This window comes from Streptomyces sp. NPDC089799 (assembly GCF_040684755.1).
In the GTDB taxonomy this organism is placed as follows: domain Bacteria; phylum Actinomycetota; class Actinomycetes; order Streptomycetales; family Streptomycetaceae; genus Streptomyces.
This window is the reverse complement of record NZ_JBFBGR010000015.1, coordinates 1-16,902: the sequence shown is the minus strand read 5'-3', so window position 1 is coordinate 16,902 and position 16,902 is coordinate 1. Positions and strand designations below refer to the sequence as shown.

The 16,902-nt window shown below is 70.8% G+C and carries 9 protein-coding genes; 5 read left to right on the top strand and 4 right to left on the bottom strand.

What is annotated here, in order from left to right:
* Nucleotides 1-9 precede the first annotated feature (9 nt).
* Nucleotides 10-1,704, bottom strand: coding sequence for a maltose alpha-D-glucosyltransferase (gene treS / locus AB0O36_RS18310; protein WP_365111072.1), 1,695 nt, complete (start codon nucleotides 1,702-1,704; stop codon nucleotides 10-12).
* Entirely contained in the window at nucleotides 1,701-3,689 is a 1,989-nt protein-coding gene (locus tag AB0O36_RS18305) for an alpha-1,4-glucan--maltose-1-phosphate maltosyltransferase (protein WP_365111069.1), read from the bottom strand. Before AB0O36_RS18305 ends, treS begins: the two co-directional genes overlap by 4 nt.
* Nucleotides 3,690-4,233: 544 nt before the next feature.
* Between AB0O36_RS18305 and glgP the strand changes: the two genes are divergently transcribed.
* Together glgP and AB0O36_RS18295 are read left to right on the top strand one after the other, a co-directional pair.
* Nucleotides 4,234-6,879, top strand: a complete 2,646-nt coding sequence (gene glgP / locus AB0O36_RS18300) for an alpha-glucan family phosphorylase (protein ID WP_365111067.1) — start codon at nucleotides 4,234-4,236, stop codon at nucleotides 6,877-6,879.
* 111 nt (nucleotides 6,880-6,990) lie between these two features.
* A complete protein-coding gene (locus AB0O36_RS18295) occupies nucleotides 6,991-7,362 on the top strand; it encodes a hypothetical protein (RefSeq protein ID WP_365111064.1) in 372 nt (123 codons plus the stop codon).
* Between the two features lie 165 nt (nucleotides 7,363-7,527).
* Here the strand turns inward: AB0O36_RS18295 and AB0O36_RS18290 are convergent, their stop codons facing one another.
* Complete coding sequence (locus AB0O36_RS18290) at nucleotides 7,528-9,795, bottom strand: M4 family metallopeptidase (protein ID WP_365111062.1); 2,268 nt, start codon at nucleotides 9,793-9,795, stop codon at nucleotides 7,528-7,530.
* A gap of 425 nt (nucleotides 9,796-10,220) precedes the next feature.
* Between AB0O36_RS18290 and AB0O36_RS18285 the strand changes: the two genes are divergently transcribed.
* Nucleotides 10,221-11,696: a sugar transferase gene (locus AB0O36_RS18285; RefSeq protein ID WP_365111060.1), complete on the top strand. Its 1,476-nt coding sequence runs from the start codon at nucleotides 10,221-10,223 to the stop codon at nucleotides 11,694-11,696.
* 9 nt (nucleotides 11,697-11,705) lie between these two features.
* Here AB0O36_RS18285 and AB0O36_RS18280 read toward each other — a convergent pair whose 3' ends face one another.
* Complete coding sequence (locus tag AB0O36_RS18280; RefSeq protein WP_365111058.1) at nucleotides 11,706-12,650, bottom strand: GDP-L-fucose synthase; 945 nt, start codon at nucleotides 12,648-12,650, stop codon at nucleotides 11,706-11,708.
* Nucleotides 12,651-12,820: 170 nt separating this feature from the next.
* On the opposite strand from AB0O36_RS18280, the gene gmd reads away from it, so the two are divergent.
* Complete coding sequence (gene gmd / locus AB0O36_RS18275) at nucleotides 12,821-13,834, top strand: GDP-mannose 4,6-dehydratase (protein WP_365111055.1); 1,014 nt, start codon at nucleotides 12,821-12,823, stop codon at nucleotides 13,832-13,834.
* A gap of 257 nt (nucleotides 13,835-14,091) precedes the next feature.
* Entirely contained in the window at nucleotides 14,092-16,872 is a 2,781-nt protein-coding gene (locus tag AB0O36_RS18270) for a DNRLRE domain-containing protein (protein WP_365111052.1), read from the top strand.
* Nucleotides 16,873-16,902: the final 30 nt, after the last annotated feature.

The following is a 16,902-nucleotide window of genomic DNA, read 5'->3' as shown; positions in this document are numbered from 1 at the left end:
GTCCGGCCGTCACTCCCCGTGCAGGCGGAACCAGTAGAAGCCGTGGCCCGCCAGGGTCAGCAGGTACGGCCACTCGCCGATCGGCGGGAAGCGCACGTCGCCCGTGAGCTCCAGCGGAACCCGCCCGTTGAACGACCGCAGGTCCAGCTCGGTCGGCTGCGCGAAGCGGGAGAAATTGTGCACGCAGAGCACGAGGTCGTCGCCGTACTCCCGCAGGAACGCCAGCACCGCCGGGTTGGACGACGGCAGTTCCGTGTACGAGCCGAGGCCGAAGGCGGGGTTCGCCTTGCGGACCTCGATCAGCCGGCGGGTCCAGTGCAGCAGCGAGGACGGCGAGGACATCGCCGCCTCGACATTGGTGACCTGGTACCCGTAGACCGGGTCCATGATGACCGGCAGATTGAGCCTGCCCGGATCGCAGGAGGAGAAACCGGCATTGCGGTCGGGGGTCCACTGCATCGGGGTGCGGACCCCGTCCCGGTCGCCCAGCCAGATGTTGTCGCCCATGCCGATCTCGTCCCCGTAGTAGAGGATCGGCGAGCCCGGCAGAGACAGCAGCAGGGCGGTGAACAGCTCGATCTGGTGCCGGTCGTTGTCCAGCAGCGGGGCGAGCCGGCGCCGGATGCCCACGTTGGCCCGCATCCGCGGGTCCTTGGCGTACTCGGCGTACATGTAGTCGCGTTCCTCGTCCGTGACCATTTCGAGGGTCAGCTCGTCGTGGTTGCGGAGGAAGATGCCCCACTGGCAGCGTGCCGGGATCGCCGGCGTCTTGGCGAGGATCTCGGAGACGGGGTACCGGCTCTCCCGGCGCACCGCCATGAAGATGCGCGGCATCACGGGGAAGTGGAACGCCATGTGGCACTCGTCCCCGCCCGAGCGGAAGTCGCCCAGGTAGTCGACCACGTCCTCCGGCCACTGGTTGGCCTCGGCCAGCAGGACGGTGTCCGGGTAGTGCGCGTCGATCTCCGCCCGCACCCGCTTGAGGAAGGTGTGGGTGCGGGGGAGGTTCTCGCAGTTGGTGCCCTCCTCGGCGAACAGGTACGGGACCGCGTCGAGGCGGAACCCGTCGATGCCCAGGTCCAGCCAGAACCGCAGGGCCGAGATGATCTCGTCCTGCACCTTGGGGTTCTCGTAGTTGAGGTCCGGCTGGTGCGAGAAGAACCGGTGCCAGTAGTACTGCTTGCGGACCGGGTCGTAGGTCCAGTTCGACGTCTCGGTGTCGATGAAGATGATCCGGGCGTCCTGGTACTGCTTGTCGTTGTCGGCCCACATGTAGTAGTCGCCGTACGGGCCGTCCGGGTCCTTGCGGGACTGCTGGAACCACTCGTGCTGGTCGCTCGTGTGGTTCATCACGAAGTCGATGATCACCCGCATGCCCCGCTGGTGGGCGGCGTCCACGAACTCCACGAAGTCGGCGAGGTCGCCGAACTCGGGGAGGACGGAGGTGTAGTCGGAGACGTCGTAGCCGCCGTCCCGCAGGGGTGAGGCGAAGAACGGGGGGAGCCAGAGGCAGTCGACGCCGAGCCACTGGAGGTAGTCCAGTTTGGCGGTCAGCCCCTTGAGGTCGCCCACCCCGTCCCCGTTGCTGTCGTGGAAGGAGCGGACGAGCACCTCGTAGAAGACCGCCCGCTTGAACCAGTCGGGATCGCGGTCCTTGGCGGGGGTGTCCTCGAAGGTGTCGTGGACGGGATCGTTGATCATCATGTGGTGGGTGACCCTCCGGTGGGCGGGGACGGTCGCAGGACGGCCAGTACGTGCGCGGGGGTTCGCCCCGGCTCCAGACGCACGTAGTTCGCCCTGCCCCAGTGGTAGGTCTCGCCGGTGAGCTCGTCGCGCACCGCGAGGGACCCGTGCCAGTCGAGGCCGAGTACCGGCATGTCCAACGAGACGGTCGCCTCCTGGGTGTGGTGCGGATCGAGGTTGACGACCACCAGTACGGAATTGGCGCCCGAATGCTTGGAGTAGGCGATCACCTGTTCGTTGTCGGTCGAGTGGAAGTGGAGGTCGCGCAGCTGCTGGAGCGCCGGGTGCCTCCGGCGCAGCCGGTTCAGCTGGGTGATCAGCGGGGCGATGGTCCGCCCCTCCCGCTCGGCCGCCGCCCAGTCCCGTGGCCGGAACTGGTATTTCTCCGAGTCGAGGTACTCCTCCGAGCCCTCCCGCACCGGGGTGTTCTCGCACAGCTCGTAGCCCGCGTAGATCCCCCAGGTGGGGGACAGGGTCGCGGCGAGCACCGCCCGCGCCTCGAACGCGGACCGCCCGCCGTGCTGCAGGTACTCGTGCAGGATGTCGGGCGTGTTCACGAAGAAGTTCGGCCGCATCACGGAGGCGGACTCGCCCGACAGCTCCCCGAGGTACTCGGTCAGCTCGGCCTTGGTGTTCCGCCAGGTGAAGTAGGTGTACGACTGCTGGAAGCCGACGGCCGCCAGCGCGCGCATCATCGCCGGCCGGGTGAACGCCTCGGCCAGGAAGATCACGTCGGGGTCGGTTTTCCCGATCTCCCCGATCACCTTCTCCCAGAACACCACCGGCTTGGTGTGCGGGTTGTCGACCCGGAAGATCCGCACCCCGTGCGCCATCCAGTGGCGCAGCACCCGGAGGGTCTCGGCCACGATCCCGGCCATGTCCGTGTCGAAGTGCACCGGGAAGATGTCCTGGTACTTCTTCGGCGGGTTCTCGGCGTACGCGATCGTCCCGTCGGCCCGGTGCCGGAACCACTCGGGGTGCTTCTCCACCCACGGGTGGTCGGGCGAGCACTGCAGGGCGAAGTCCAGCGCCACCTCGATCCGCAGCTCCCGGGCCCGCTCCACGAAGTGGTCGAAGTCCTCCAGGGTGCCCAGGTCCGGGTGGAGCGCGTCGTGGCCGCCCTCCGGGGAACCGATGGCCCACGGCACGCCCGGGTCCCAACGGTCGGCCGACAGCGAGTTGTTGGCCCCCTTGCGGAAGGTGGTGCCGATGGGGTGGACCGGTGGCAGGTACACCACGTCGAAGCCCATGGCGGCGATGGCGGGCAGCCGTTCGGCGGCGGTCCTGAAGGTGCCGCTCACCGGCGGCAGGCCCTCCTCGACGACCGCGCCCTCCGACCGCGGGAACATCTCGTACCAGGAACCGAACAGTGCCCGCTTGCGCTCCACCAGCACCGCGACGGGCTTCGCCGAGGTCACCAGCTCCCGGTAGGGCCGCCGGGCGAACGCCTCGTCCACCTCGGCGGTCAGCGCCGCCGCCAGCCGGACCCGCGGATCGCCCTCGGCCCGCATCAGCTCGGCGGCCCGCAGCACCGCCTCGCGCCCGTCCTTCTTCGGGATCCGGGCGGCCGCCCGCTCGTACAGCTCGGCGCCCTCCAGCAGCATCAGCTCGCCGTCGATGCCCGCCGGGACCTTGATCAGGGCCGCCGACCGCCAGGTGGCGACGGGATCGCTCCACGCCTCGACGGTGTACGTCCACCTTCCTTCCAGCTCGGCGGAGATCCGCGCACCCCAGCGGTCGGTGCCGGGGGCCAGCTCGCGCAACGGCACGGGCGCCCGCAGCCGCCCCTTGGGGTCCCGCATCACCACATGGGCGGCAACGGCGTCGTGTCCCTCGCGGAACACGGTGGCGGAGACTTCGAATACCTCGTCCACCACCGCCTTGGCGGCTCTGGCACCGCAATCGACGGCGGGTCGGACGTCCAGCACGGGAATGCGACCGATCATGATGTGATCACCTGGGGGAGGTTCGCAGGGCTCGGTGACACCAGCTCCGCCGGGCCGGGGTGTCCGGCCGGCGGATCAGCGGGTAGTGCACGCTCTGTTCGCTCTGTTTCTAGCCGCTCCGTCGACGGCTGGGCTGCGGGCATGGCCGCTCCTGTCCGCGTTCACTCGGGTGGCGGGGAGAGGGGTGCTTGCGGATGTGCCGTGCGCGTACGCGCAGAGCCCTTCCCACTCCCGCCCCGGGCAACCGTCGGGCTCGGTCAACTACTCGTACGTAGTCGCACGGCGGATGGGAACCCGCGGCCCGGCATTGACCCCGGCTTCGTCAAGTCACCCCTGCGGAGAGCCCCGTTCGCTGCTCTCCCGGCCGTCGCTCCGCCGTTCCCGCGCTGTTCCCCCGCCGTTCGAAGGGATCCGGCCGTAGTGGGGGGATCCGCGCGAGTGCGCGGCGCGGGGCGGGCCGCGGCACTAGCCTTCAGGGGGTGATGACCGGAAGCACAGCGTGGTGCTCCGCTTCGATCCGCAAACGCCTGCGAAGGTGGAACGTGTGAAGGCTATCCGTCGATTCACCGTGCGCCCCGTCCTGCCGGAACCGCTGCTGCCGCTCGCCGGCCTCGCTCGTAACCTGCGCTGGTCGTGGCATGCCGAGACCCGAGAACTGTTCCACAGCGTCGATCCGGAGGGCTGGCAGGCCGCCGGCGGGGACCCCGTCCGGCTGCTGGGTTCCGTATCCGATGACCGTTTGCAAACGCTGGCCCGCGATCGGAGGTTCCTGCGGAGGCTCGCCGCGGCGGCCGCCGATCTCGACGACTACCTGACCGGGGAGAGGTGGTACCAGTCCCATCCGTCGGGCGCGGAGCTGCCCGCCGCCGTCGCCTATTTCTCACCCGAGTTCGGGATCACCGCCGCCCTGCCGCAGTACTCCGGCGGCCTCGGCATCCTGGCCGGGGACCACCTCAAGGCCGCCAGCGACCTCGGCGTCCCGCTCGTCGGGGTGGGGCTGCTGTACCGCCACGGGTACTTCCGCCAGTCCCTCTCCCGGGACGGCTGGCAGCAGGAGCACTATCCGGTGCTCGACCCCGACGAACTGCCCGTCGCCCTGCTCCGGGACGAGGACGGCGTTCCCGCCCGGGTCACCCTGACCCTGCCCGGCGGCCGGGCGCTGCACGCCCACGTCTGGCAGGCCCGGGTCGGTCGGGTGCCGCTGCTGCTGCTCGACTCCGACGTCGAGGACAACGACTCCGTCGCCCGCGAGGTGACCGACCGGCTCTACGGCGGCGGCAGCGACCACCGGCTGCTCCAGGAGATGCTGCTGGGCATCGGCGGGGTCCGGGCGGTGCGCGCGTACTGCCGGATCAGCGGTCACCCCGAGCCCGAGGTGTTCCACACCAACGAGGGACACGCCGGGTTCCTCGGACTGGAACGCATAAGGGAACTCGCCGGGGACCGGGGCCTCGACTTCGACGCCGCCGTGGAGGCGGTGCGCGCCGGGACGGTGTTCACCACCCACACCCCGGTGCCCGCCGGCATCGACCGGTTCGACCGGGCCCTGCTCGCCCGGCACTTCGGCGAGGGCGGCGAACTGGCCGGCGTACCCGTCGACCGGATCCTCCAGCTCGGCGCCGAGAGCTACCCCGGCGGTGATCCCGGGGTGTTCAACATGGCGGTGATGGGACTCCGGTTGGCCCAGCGGGCCAACGGGGTGTCCACCCTGCACGGCGCCGTCTCCCGGGAGATGTTCGCCGGCCTGTGGCCCGGCTTCGATCCCGCCGACGTGCCCATCACCTCGGTGACCAACGGCGTGCACGCACCGACCTGGGTGGCACCCGAGGTGATGCGGCTGGGCGCCCGGCAGATCGGGGCCGGGCGGACCGAGGACGCGCTGTCCGTGGGCGGTTCGCAGCGCTGGGACGCGGTGGCCGACATCCCCGACCAGGACGTCTGGGACCTGCGGCGGGGCCTGCGCGAGCAGCTGGTGCAGGAGGTGCGCGAACGGCTGCGCGTCTCCTGGCGGCAGCGCGGCGCCGGGGCCGCCGAGCTCGGCTGGGTGGACTCGGTGCTCGACCCGGACGTGCTCACCATCGGCTTCGCCCGCCGGGTGCCCTCGTACAAGCGGCTCACCCTGATGCTGCGCGACCCGGAGCGGCTGCGCCGGCTGCTGCTCGACCCCGAGCGGCCGGTGCAGATCGTGGTCGCCGGCAAGGCGCACCCCGCCGACGACGGCGGGAAGCGGCTCGTCCAGGAGCTCGTCCGGTTCACCGACGACCCGCGGGTCCGGCACCGGATCGTCTTCCTGCCCGACTACGGCATGGCCATGGCGCAGAAGCTCTACCCGGGCTGCGACGTCTGGCTGAACAACCCCCTCCGCCCGCTGGAGGCGTGCGGCACCAGCGGGATGAAGGCGGCGCTCAACGGCTGCCTCAACCTGTCGGTGCTGGACGGCTGGTGGGACGAATGGTTCGAGCCGGACTTCGGCTGGGCCATTCCCACCGCCGACGGCGACACCGACGAGGAACGGCGGGACGATCTGGAGGCCGCCGCCCTCTACGAGCTGATCGAGCGGCGGGTGGCCCCCCGCTTCTACGACCGCTCCGGCCCGGGCAGGCTGCCGGCGCGCTGGATCGAGATGGTCCGCCGCACCCTGGTCTCCCTGGGGCCGAAGGTGCTCGCGGGCCGGATGGTGCGGGAGTACGTCGAACGGCTCTACGGGCCCGCCGCCCTGGCCCATCGCGCCCTGACCCCGGAAGCGGCCCGGGACCTGGCCGCCTGGAAGACCCGGGTCCGGGACGCCTGGCCGCGGGTGTCGGTCGGCCATGTGGAGGCCGTGGCCGCCGCGCCGGTCAACGGCACCGCCGAGCTCGGCGCCACCCTCACCCTCCGGGTGCGGGCCGCCCTGGAGACCCTGGGCCCCGAGGAGGTGGAGGTGCAGGCCGTCGCGGGCCGGGTGGACGCGCAGGACGTGATCCGGGACGCGCGGGTGTTCCCGCTCAAGCCGGCCGCCGGGCCCGATCTGGAGGGCCGCTGGGTGTACGAGGGGCCGCTCCCCCTGGACCGCACCGGGCCGTTCGGCTACACCGTACGGATCCTGCCGGCGCACCCGCTGCTGGCGACCCCGGCCGAACTCGGGCTGGTCGCCGCCCCGCCCGAGTCCGCGGGGGGTTCGGCGAGCGGGGGAGGGGTGCCGCTGCGCTGAGGCGGGAGGCCCGGCCGCACGCTCCGCCGGCCGGGCCCCTCCGGGTGAACCTGCGGGAACACCGCCGGAGCGCACCCGCCCGGCGGGCGACCCCCTCCTACGCTGCCGCGCATGCGCATCCCTTCCCGTACCGCCGCGACGCTGCCCGTCGCCGCCGCTGCCACCGCTGCCGCCGCCCTCACCGTGCTGCTGCCCGCCGCCGGGACGTCCACCGCCGCGTCCGGCGGTGTGGAATACACCTACGTCGACGACTGGGGCCGGGAGACCACCGCGGTGCTCGTCGACCCGGAGGACGGCGCGTGCATCGCGCTCCCCGAGCTGGGCGCCACCCCGGCCTTCCGCACCGCCAACGAGTCCAGCGCCCCGGTCCTGCTCTACGGGGACCGGGGGTGCAGCGGCCAGCCGCTCGACAAGGTGGTGCCGGGCCGCGACTCGGAGGTCCGCGCCTACGCCGTCCGGCTGATCCCTGACGACGAGGAGTGAGTCCGGGCCCGAGGCACCCGAGGGCCTTGCCCGGGGGAGCCCCGGAGCACCGGGCCCCCGGAACGCGGAACGGCCCGGGGACCTGGGGTCCCCGGGCCGTCCCCGGTTCAGGTGGTCAGGTGGTGCGCTGTGGTGCGGCGGGACCGGCGGAAGCCGGTCAGTGGATCAGAAGGTCAGCTTCCAGCTGTTGATGTAGCCGGTGTCCAGGCTGGCGAGGTCCGCCACCCGGAGCTTCCAGACACCGCCGGCGACCTCGGAGGAGGCGTTCACGGTGAAGCTCTGGACGATGTTGTCCGCGCTGCCGCCGCTGCGGTTGCGCAGGTTGTAGACGGTGCCGTCGGGGGCGACCAGGTCGACCCGGAGGTCACCGACGTAGGTGTGGACGATGTTGACGTCCACCTTCAGGGCGCTCGGCGCGTTGCCCGAGCGGGTGACGGTGATCGGGGACTCGACGGTGGAGTTGTCCGCGATCTGGTAGTCGTTCGTGTTCTCGAAGACGTTCTGCTGGGCGGTGCCCACGGTCCAGGTGAAGGCCGCGGTGCCGCTCTTGTTCGCCGAGTCGGTCACCGTGACGGTCACGTTGGAGGTGGCGGCCGTGGTGGCCGTACCCGAGATCAGACCGGTGGAGGAGTTGATCGACAGGCCGGCCGGCAGGCCGGTCGCCGAGTAGGTCAGCGCGCCCGGGTTGGTGCTGGTGGCCTGGACCTGGAGGCTCACCGCGGTGTTGATCATGGTGGTCTGGTTGGCGATCGGCTGGACCGTCACGCCGTCGTTGATGCGCGGGCCGACGTTGATGGCGGCCCAGGCGTTGGCGACGTTGTTGTAGGTCGCCGAGCCCTGGCCGTAGAGGTCGGCGGCGGCCTTCAGGGTCTGGACGCGGGCGTCGGCGTAGTTGGTGTTGGACTTGAAGTAGCCCACCGTCAGCGCGCGGAACCAGATCTTCGAGGCGGCGTCCCGGCCGATGGCCGTGACCGGCAGGCCGTCGGAGGTCGGCGAGTTGTAGCTCACGCCGTTGATGACCTTGGCGCCGGAGCCCTCGGAGGCCAGGTAGTACCAGTGGTTGGCCGGGCCCGAGGAGTAGTGGACGTCGATGCCGCCGAGGCCGGAGTACCAGGCGTCCTTGGAGGACCCGTCCTTGCTCGGCTTGTCCATGTAGCGCAGCGGGGTGCCGTCGCCGTTGATGTCGATCTTCTCGCCGACCAGGTAGTCGCCGACGTCGGTCGGGTTGTTGGCGTAGAACTCGACGGCGGCGGCCATGATGTCGGAGGTCGCCTCGTTCAGACCGCCGGGCTCGCCGCTGTAGGTCATGTTGCCGGTGACCGAGGTCAGGCCGTGGGTCATCTCGTGCGCGGCGACGTCGGTCGAGGTGAGCGGCTTGGTGTTGCCCGAGCCGTCGCCGTACGTCATGCAGAAGCAGGAGTCGTCCCAGAACGCGTTCACGTAGGCGTTGCCGTAGTGGACGCGGCTGTAGGGGGCGACGCCGTCGTTGCGCAGACCGTTGCGGCCGTGGACGTTCTTGTAGTAGTCCCAGGTGACCGCCGCGCCGTAGTGGGCGTCCGCGCCGGCCGTCTCCAGGTTGGAGGCGGTGCCGTTGCCCCAGACGTCGTCCGGGCCGCTGAAGAGCGTGCCGGTGCCGGAGCTGCCGCGGTTGAGGTTGTAGGTCTTGTGGCTGCCGCGTCCGGTGTCGGTCAGCGTGTAGTTGCTGCCGGACTGGGCGGTGCCGAGGGTGACCTGGCCGCTGTACATGGTGTTGCCGGTGCCGGTCTCGATGGCCTGCCACTCGGTGATCTTCGCGCCGGTCCTGGCGTCGGTGATCACGTGCAGCTCGTTGGGGGTGCCGTCGTGCTGGAGGCCGCCGACGACGGTCTCGTAGGCGAGCACCGGGGTGCCGGTGGCGGCCCAGATCACCTTGCGGGCGTTCTTCGACGCCTTGGTGTCCTTGGCGCCCGCGGACTTGGAAGCGGAGAGCGCCTGGCCCTCGGCGGCGGCCGGGGTGACCGCGGCCTCGGTGGTGGCGACCTTGATCTCGTGCTGGGTCGCCTTGGTCACGCTCTTGGTGACGCCGCCCTTGGCGTGGACCGTGAGGTCGCCGCCGTGGACCGGGAGGCCGGCGTAGGTGCGCTCGTACGTGGTGTGCGTGGTGCCGTCCGCGTCCTTGACGACGTCACGGACGATCAGCTTCTCCTGCCCGCCGAGGCCGAGGGCCTTGGCCGCCTGGGCGGTGGAGGAGTTCACCTCTGCCAGGAGCGTCGCACGCTCCGAGGGGCTGAGCTTCATGGGCGCGGCGCCGGGGTTGGCCTGGACGGCCCGGTTGGCCTGCGACGCGGTGGCGTCGGCGGAAGCGGCCGTGGTCTGCATGCCTACGGCCAGCAGTGCGGCCGCGGCTACGAGGGCGCCGGCCGCGGTGGCACGCCGGTGGGGGGTGGGACTCAACGCAGACTCCTTCTGCAAGGGGGGTTCCGGATGGCTGGGTGGGGCCTCCGGGCAGAGCAGGGTTGAGCGAATGGCCGTGCTGTGGCTGTGCGAACGCTGTGCGAAGAACGGATCGAAGCGTGCCAGCTCACGGCCGAACTGTCAGGGCCGCGTCAAAAGGTTGGCCGGAAATGGTCCGTTGTCCGAAGTGAAGGGTTCGATATCCGAACCGTTCACCTGCATTTGGCAGGCATCCGCGTAGAGTCGTCCAGCATGCGGAATCTGCTGCGCCGGATGCTAACGAACGGGCAACAAGAGACTGCGTTGAAGCAAACGGCATCTACCGTACGGACGTTTGTCGTACTGTTCTCCGGTGCGATAGTTGTCTGCCGTTTGGGGAAGCCGCGGACGCTCGCCTCCGTCATATCCACGTGCCAGGGGGGCTCATGAGGCATGTCCGATTTCCTGCGCAAAGGGTGGCCGGAACGGCGCATGAGTCGCATGCGCCCGTGCGACGCCTGGGTGACAAGGCCCGCTGGTACCTGCCCGCAGCGCTGACTGCCGATCTGCTCGGCGCCGGCGTGCCGGTGTTCCTGGTGTTCGAGGCCGCCCGGCAGGTCCGTCCGCTGTACTGCGCGGCCGGCGCGGCCCTCGCCTGGATCAGCGTCCAGGCCCTCCGCCGGCGGTACGCGAACCGGGCGCTCGGGGAGTCCCGCGGAGTGCTCCCGGTGGTCCACGACTGGCTGATTCTGATCGGCGTACTGGCCGTGGCCCGGGCCGCGACCGACGAGAGCACCCCGCGGCTGGCCGCCCTGTGCGCGCTCGTGCCGGCCCTCCTCGTCACGGTCGCCTGCCGCAAACTGACCTACCGCCACCTCTTCGCCGCCCGCCGCGAGGCCCAGGCCGTCAGCCGCGTGCTGGTGGTCGGCGAGCCCGCCGCGGCCGAGGGCGTCATCGCCCACCTCTCCGCCCGGACCGACCACCCCTACGTGGTGGTGGGCGTGCTCCCGGTCGGCGACGGCAGGCTGAGCGCGGGCGTCCCGGTCGCCGGACGCCTGGGCGCGGACATGCCGGAAGCCCCCTCCGGGGACGCCGACACGGTCCTCGGCGCGGTCCGCGGCCAGCACGCCGACCTCGTCCTCGTCGCCCCCGGGGTGCGGTTCGCCGGCGAGCGGCTGCGCCGGGTGGCCTGGGCCCTGCACGACGCGGGCCTGGAACTCGCGGTCTTCCCCGGCCTGGTGGAGGTCTCGGTCAAGCGCCTGGAGACCCTCTCGGCCGGCGGACTCGCCGTGCTGCGGGTGGCGCCGCCGGTGCGGCGCGGCCTGCAGCCGCTGCTGAAGTCGGTGCTGGACCGGGCCGGTGCGGGCCTGGGCCTGCTGCTGCTCTCCCCGGTCTTCCTGGGGATCGTCGCGGCGATACGGCTGGGCAGCCGCGGCCCGGCGTTCTACCGGCAGCACCGGATCGGCCGGGACGGCGAGCCGTTCGTGATGTGGAAGTTCCGCACCATGGTGGTGGACGCGGACCGGCTCAAGGCCGAGCTGTCCGCGGCCAACGAGAACGACGGCCTGATGTTCAAGATGCGCCGCGATCCCCGGGTGACCCGGGTGGGCCGGCTGCTGCGCCGCACCTCGCTGGACGAGCTGCCGCAGCTGTTCAACGTGCTGAGCGGGCACATGTCGCTGGTCGGCCCCCGGCCGCCGCTGCCCGAGGAAGTGGCCCGGTACGACGAGGTCGAGCTGCGCCGGCTGGTGGTGCGGCCCGGGATGACCGGGCTGTGGCAGATCAGCGGACGGTCCGACCTGTCCTGGGACGAAACGATTCAGCTTGACCTGCAGTACGTCGACAACTGGTCCTTCACCAGCGATGTCGACGTGATGGGCCGTACGTTCCGGGCCGTCGTGGACGGCCGCGGAGCGTACTGAGCCATGCGGTCAGCGCGTTCGGCTGTCGTCCAGCCACCACCGGTAGGTGTCGGCGATCCCGTCCCTGAGCGGGATCCGGGGCTTCCAGCCCAGCGAACCCAGCCGGGTCACGTCCAGCAGCTTGCGGGGGGTCCCGTCCGGCTTGGAGGTGTCCCAGGCGAGCCGGCCGGTGAAGCCGGTCACCTCGGCGACGGTCTCGGCGAGCTCCTTGATGGTGAGGTCCTCGCCGCAGCCGATGTTCACCGGCTCGTCCCCGTCGTACCGCTCCAGCAGCACGGCGCAGGCCGCCGCGAGGTCGTCCACGTGCAGGAACTCCCGGCGGGGCGTGCCCGAACCCCAGAGCGCGACCTCCTCGCGCCCCTCGGCCGCGGCCTCGTGGAAGCGGCGGATCAGGGCCGGCAGGACGTGCGAGGTCTCCAGGTCGAAGTTGTCGCCCGGGCCGTAGAGGTTCGTGGGCATCGCGGAGATGTACGGGGCGCCGTACTGCTTCCGGTACGACTGCACCTGCACGATGCCGGCGATCTTGGCGAGCGCGTACGCCTCGTTGGTCGGCTCCAGCGGGCCCGTCAGCAGCGCGTCCTCGTTGATGGGCTGCGGGGCGAGCTTGGGGTAGATGCAGGAGGAGCCCAGGAACAGCAGCCGTCCCACGCCGGCCGCGTGCGCGCCGGCGATGACGCTGAGCTGGATCTGCAGGTTCTCCTCCAGGAACTGCACCGGATAGGTGCTGTTCGCCATGATCCCGCCCACCTTGGCCGCGGCGAGCACCACCGCGTCGGGGCGGGCGTCGCGCAGGAAGGCGCCGGTCGCGGCCGCGTCCCGCAGGTCCAGGTCCTCGCGGCCTCGGGTGATCACCTCGTGCCCGTCGGCGGTCAGCCGCCGTACGACGGCGGATCCCACGAGGCCGCGGTGGCCGGCGACGAAGATGCGGGCGCGCGAAGGCAGAAAGCTTGTCATACCGCCGATGATGCCAGGGCCTTCCGGTGGGACGGGTGCCGGTCGGCACACGCGTACCATGCGGGGACCCGCAAGAGCCGCAGCGCGGGCGGAAGCCAACGCTCCGGATGCCGGGGCACCGCCCCGGGACCGCTGAACCAGAACCACGACGACCCCCGGGGGGAACCCGTATGAGCAAGACCGCGCTGATCACCGGTGTCACCGGCCAGGACGGCTCCTACCTCGCCGAGCTGCTGCTCTCCAAGGGCTACACGGTGCACGGCCTGGTCCGGCGCTCGTCCAGCTTCAACACGGAGCGGATCGACCACATCTACCAGGACCCGCACACGGCCGACCGGTCCCTCGTGCTCCACCACGCGGACCTGTCCGACGGCGTCGCCCTGGTGAACCTGCTCCGCGACATACGCCCCGACGAGGTCTACAACCTGGGCGCCCAGTCCCACGTGCGCGTCTCCTTCGACGCCCCGCTGTACACCGGTGACGTCACCGGCCTCGGCGCGCTGCGGCTGCTGGAGGCGATCCGCGCCTCGGGCGTGGACACCCGCATCTACCAGGCCTCGTCCTCGGAGATGTTCGGCGCCACCCCGCCGCCGCAGAACGAGCTGACCCCGTTCCACCCGCGCAGCCCGTACGGCGCGGCGAAGGTCTTCGCGTACTGGACCACCGTGAACTACCGCGAGGCGTACGACATGTTCGCGGTCAACGGGATCCTCTTCAACCACGAGTCCCCGCGCCGCGGCGAGACCTTCGTGACCCGCAAGATCACCCGTGCGGTCGCCCGGATCAAGGCCGGCCTGCAGGACAAGCTGTACCTGGGCAACCTCGACGCCGTCCGCGACTGGGGCTACGCCCCCGAGTACGTGGACGCCATGTGGCGGATGCTGCAGCAGGACGAGCCCACCGACTACGTGGTCGCCACCGGTGTGGCCGCCACCGTCCGCGAGTTCGTCCAGGCGTCCTTCGCGCACGCCGGCCTGGACTGGGAGGAGTACGTGGCCTACGACGCCAAGTACGAGCGCCCCAGCGAGGTCGACGCGCTCATCGGCGACGCGAGCAAGGCGCGGGAGCTGCTCGGCTGGAAGCCGACGGTCCTGGTCGAGGAACTGGCCCGGATCATGGTGGACGCGGACATCCGCCAGGTCGAGGACCAGCTTGCCGGAATCACCGTCCGGATCGACCGCTGAGGGCCTGCGAGTTACCCGCAGTACCCTCGAAGTACCCTAGGATTTGCATGTTCCGGTCATCCTCCACCGGGGGTGACCGGGGCAAACCTGCCGTATGTCCGATGTGCGCCCGCCGTGCTGACCCCTGCTCACACCAACTTGGTATGCAATGGGTCAAGTGAGGTGACCAGGTCCTCACCCAAGCCCTAGTCTGCGCCGGTACATATGGCTGAACGAATGTTTCCAGCCACACAACCGGGCGTTGCCCTGGGGGGCTCATGCGTAGATCGAGAGGGCTGACGACTGCCCTCGTCCTGTCCTTGGCCGGGGCCGGCGCCGGCATCGGCGTGGTGCTGATGCCGGAGGCGTCGGCCATCACCCAGCCGGTGGCCTTCACCGCCGACGACCTGCCGACCTGGCAGCCCAACGGCATCGTGTTCGCCATGGCGCAGGCCAACGGCACGGTGTTCGCCGGCGGCACCTTCTCCGCCGTACGCCCGCCCGAGGGCGCGGCCGGCACCGAGCAGGAGGCCGTCAACTTCGTCGCCCTCGACGCCGCGACCGGCGCTCCCACGCCCTGCAAGCTGTCCTTCACCGTGGGGGACGGCAGCGCCACGGTCCGGGCCCTGGTGGTCTCCAAGGACAACAAGACCCTCTATGCGGGCGGGTACTTCGGCGCGGTCAACGGCACTCCGGTGAGCAGCCTCGCCGCGATCGACATCGCGAGCTGCAAGCCGAAGGCCGACTTCCACCCGGGCTTCGCCGCCACCGTGCGCGCGCTCGCCGTCACGGACGACACCCTGTACGCGGGCGGCGACTTCTTCACCGTCGAGGGGCAGGGCCGCGAGCGGTTCGCCGCCGTCGACGCCTCGACCGGCGCGCTGAAGCCGTGGACCGCGAACGCGGACGAGCCGGGCCGTGCCGTCGAGGTCACCCCGGACGGCAAGAACGTCCTGCTCGGCGGTGACTTCTTCACCGTCAACGGAAAGAACACCCACGCGCTCGCCGTGGCGGACGCCACCACCGGCGCCGTGGTCAAGACGTACGGCAACATCCCCAGCAACTCGGTCGTCAAGGACATCGCCACCGACGACAACGGCGGCTGGTACACCGGCAACGAGGGCTCCGGCGGCGGTGTCTTCGACGGCCGCATCGGCCTCAACCTGAGCGACTTCAGCGAGAAGTGGCGGGACCGCTGCCTCGGCGCCACCCAGGCGGTGCTGCCCTACGACGGCGTCCTCTACAGCTCCTCGCACGCGCACGACTGCTCCACCGAGCAGGAGTTCCCCGACGGCAAGCGCAACTTCCTGCTCGCCCAGAACACCAACTGGTCCGGCCCCGCTCCGGCGCCGGTGGACGGCTTCGTGCGCAGCCCCGGCAAGCTCGGCTGGCACCCCACCGCCAACGACGGCATCGGCGAGGGCATCGGCCCGCGCGTGATGGCCGTGGCGGAGAAGAACGACGTCAAGTACATGTGGGTCGGCGGTGAGTTCACCCTCATCAACGGCAAGGACCAGCAGGGCCTGACCCGCTTCGCCTCCACCGGCGACGTCGGCGCCCCGACCACCCCGGTGGCCAGCGCCTCCAGCGTCAAGCCCGGTGAGGTCCAGGTCCGCTGGCGCACCAGCTACGACCAGGACGACAGCAAGCTGACCTACCGCATCTACCGCAACGGTGCGGCCACCCCGATCGCCACGGTCACCGCCAACTCCCTGGAGTGGGAGCGCCCGCAGGCGTCCTGGACGGACAGCACCGTCAAGGCCGGCCAGTCCTACACCTACCGGGTGACCGCGACCGACGCGGCGGGCAACACCAGCGCCCTGTCGGCCACCGCGAGCGTGGCCGTCCCGTCGACCGTCCAGGCGTACCCGAACCAGGTCCGCTCCGACGGCGCCGAGCTGTACTGGCGCTACGACGACACGGTCAGCCCGTACACGGCCGACTCCTCGGTCTCCGGCAACCGCAGCGGCATCCAGGTCAACGCCCCGGCGCTGCGCCAGTCGCCCGGCGCGATCAGCGGTTCCAGCACGGCGGTGGGCCTCAACGGCACCGACGAGCAGATCCACAGCGACCGCCGCCAGACGGTGGGTGCCTCGTACTCGCTGGAGACGTGGTTCAAGACGAACACCACGCGCGGCGGCAAGCTGATCGGGTTCGGCAACAACACCACCCGTAACAGCGGCACGTACGACAAGCACGTCTACATGACGAACACCGGCCGACTGGTCTTCGGTACCTACAACGGAACCGCGAACACCGTCTCCACCGGTCTGTTCGACACGTACAACGACAACAAGTGGCACCACGTCGTCGCGACCCAGGGTCCGGGCGGCATGGCGCTGTACGTCGACGGTGCGAAGAAGGCCTCCTCGAACGTCTCCACGCACCAGGCCTACGCGGGCTACTGGCACGTGGGCGGCGACAACCTCGGCAGCTGGCCGAACCGTCCGACCAGCAGCTTCTTCGCCGGTCAGATCGACGAGACGGCCGTCTACCCGTCGGTGCTGAGCCAGACCCAGATCAAGAACCACTTCGACCTGGCGACGGCCGCGGCCGAGACGGTCAAGGAGGTCTCGGCGACCGAGGACACGTACGTCAACCAGGGCGCCCCGAGCACGGCCTACGGCACGTCCACCTCGCTCGCGGTGCGCGGCTCCTCGGCCTACGAGTCGTACCTGCGCTTCACCCTGCCGGCGGCCCCCGCCGGGCAGGTGCTGAAGTCGGCCACGCTGCAGATCAAGACCAGCACCCAGGCGGGTGCCGGTACGGCCGACACGGTCAAGGTGGTTCCGGTCACCGGCACCTGGAGCGGTGCGACCACCACCTTCAACACCAAGCCGGCGCTGGGCTCCCAGGTGCTGGGCTCGATCTCGGGCATCGCCGACGGCTCGGCGATCCACAACGTGGACCTGGACAAGGACGCGATCTCGGCGGTGCTCGGCACCGGCTACGACATGGCCCTGACCGCACCGGGCACCGACCCGCTGTGGATCTGGTCCCGCGAGGCCTCGGCGGCGGAGGGCACTCCGCAGCTGATCCTCACCTTCGGCGCGCCGTAACGGCCGCGCCGGCGGGCCCCGGCCTCCGGG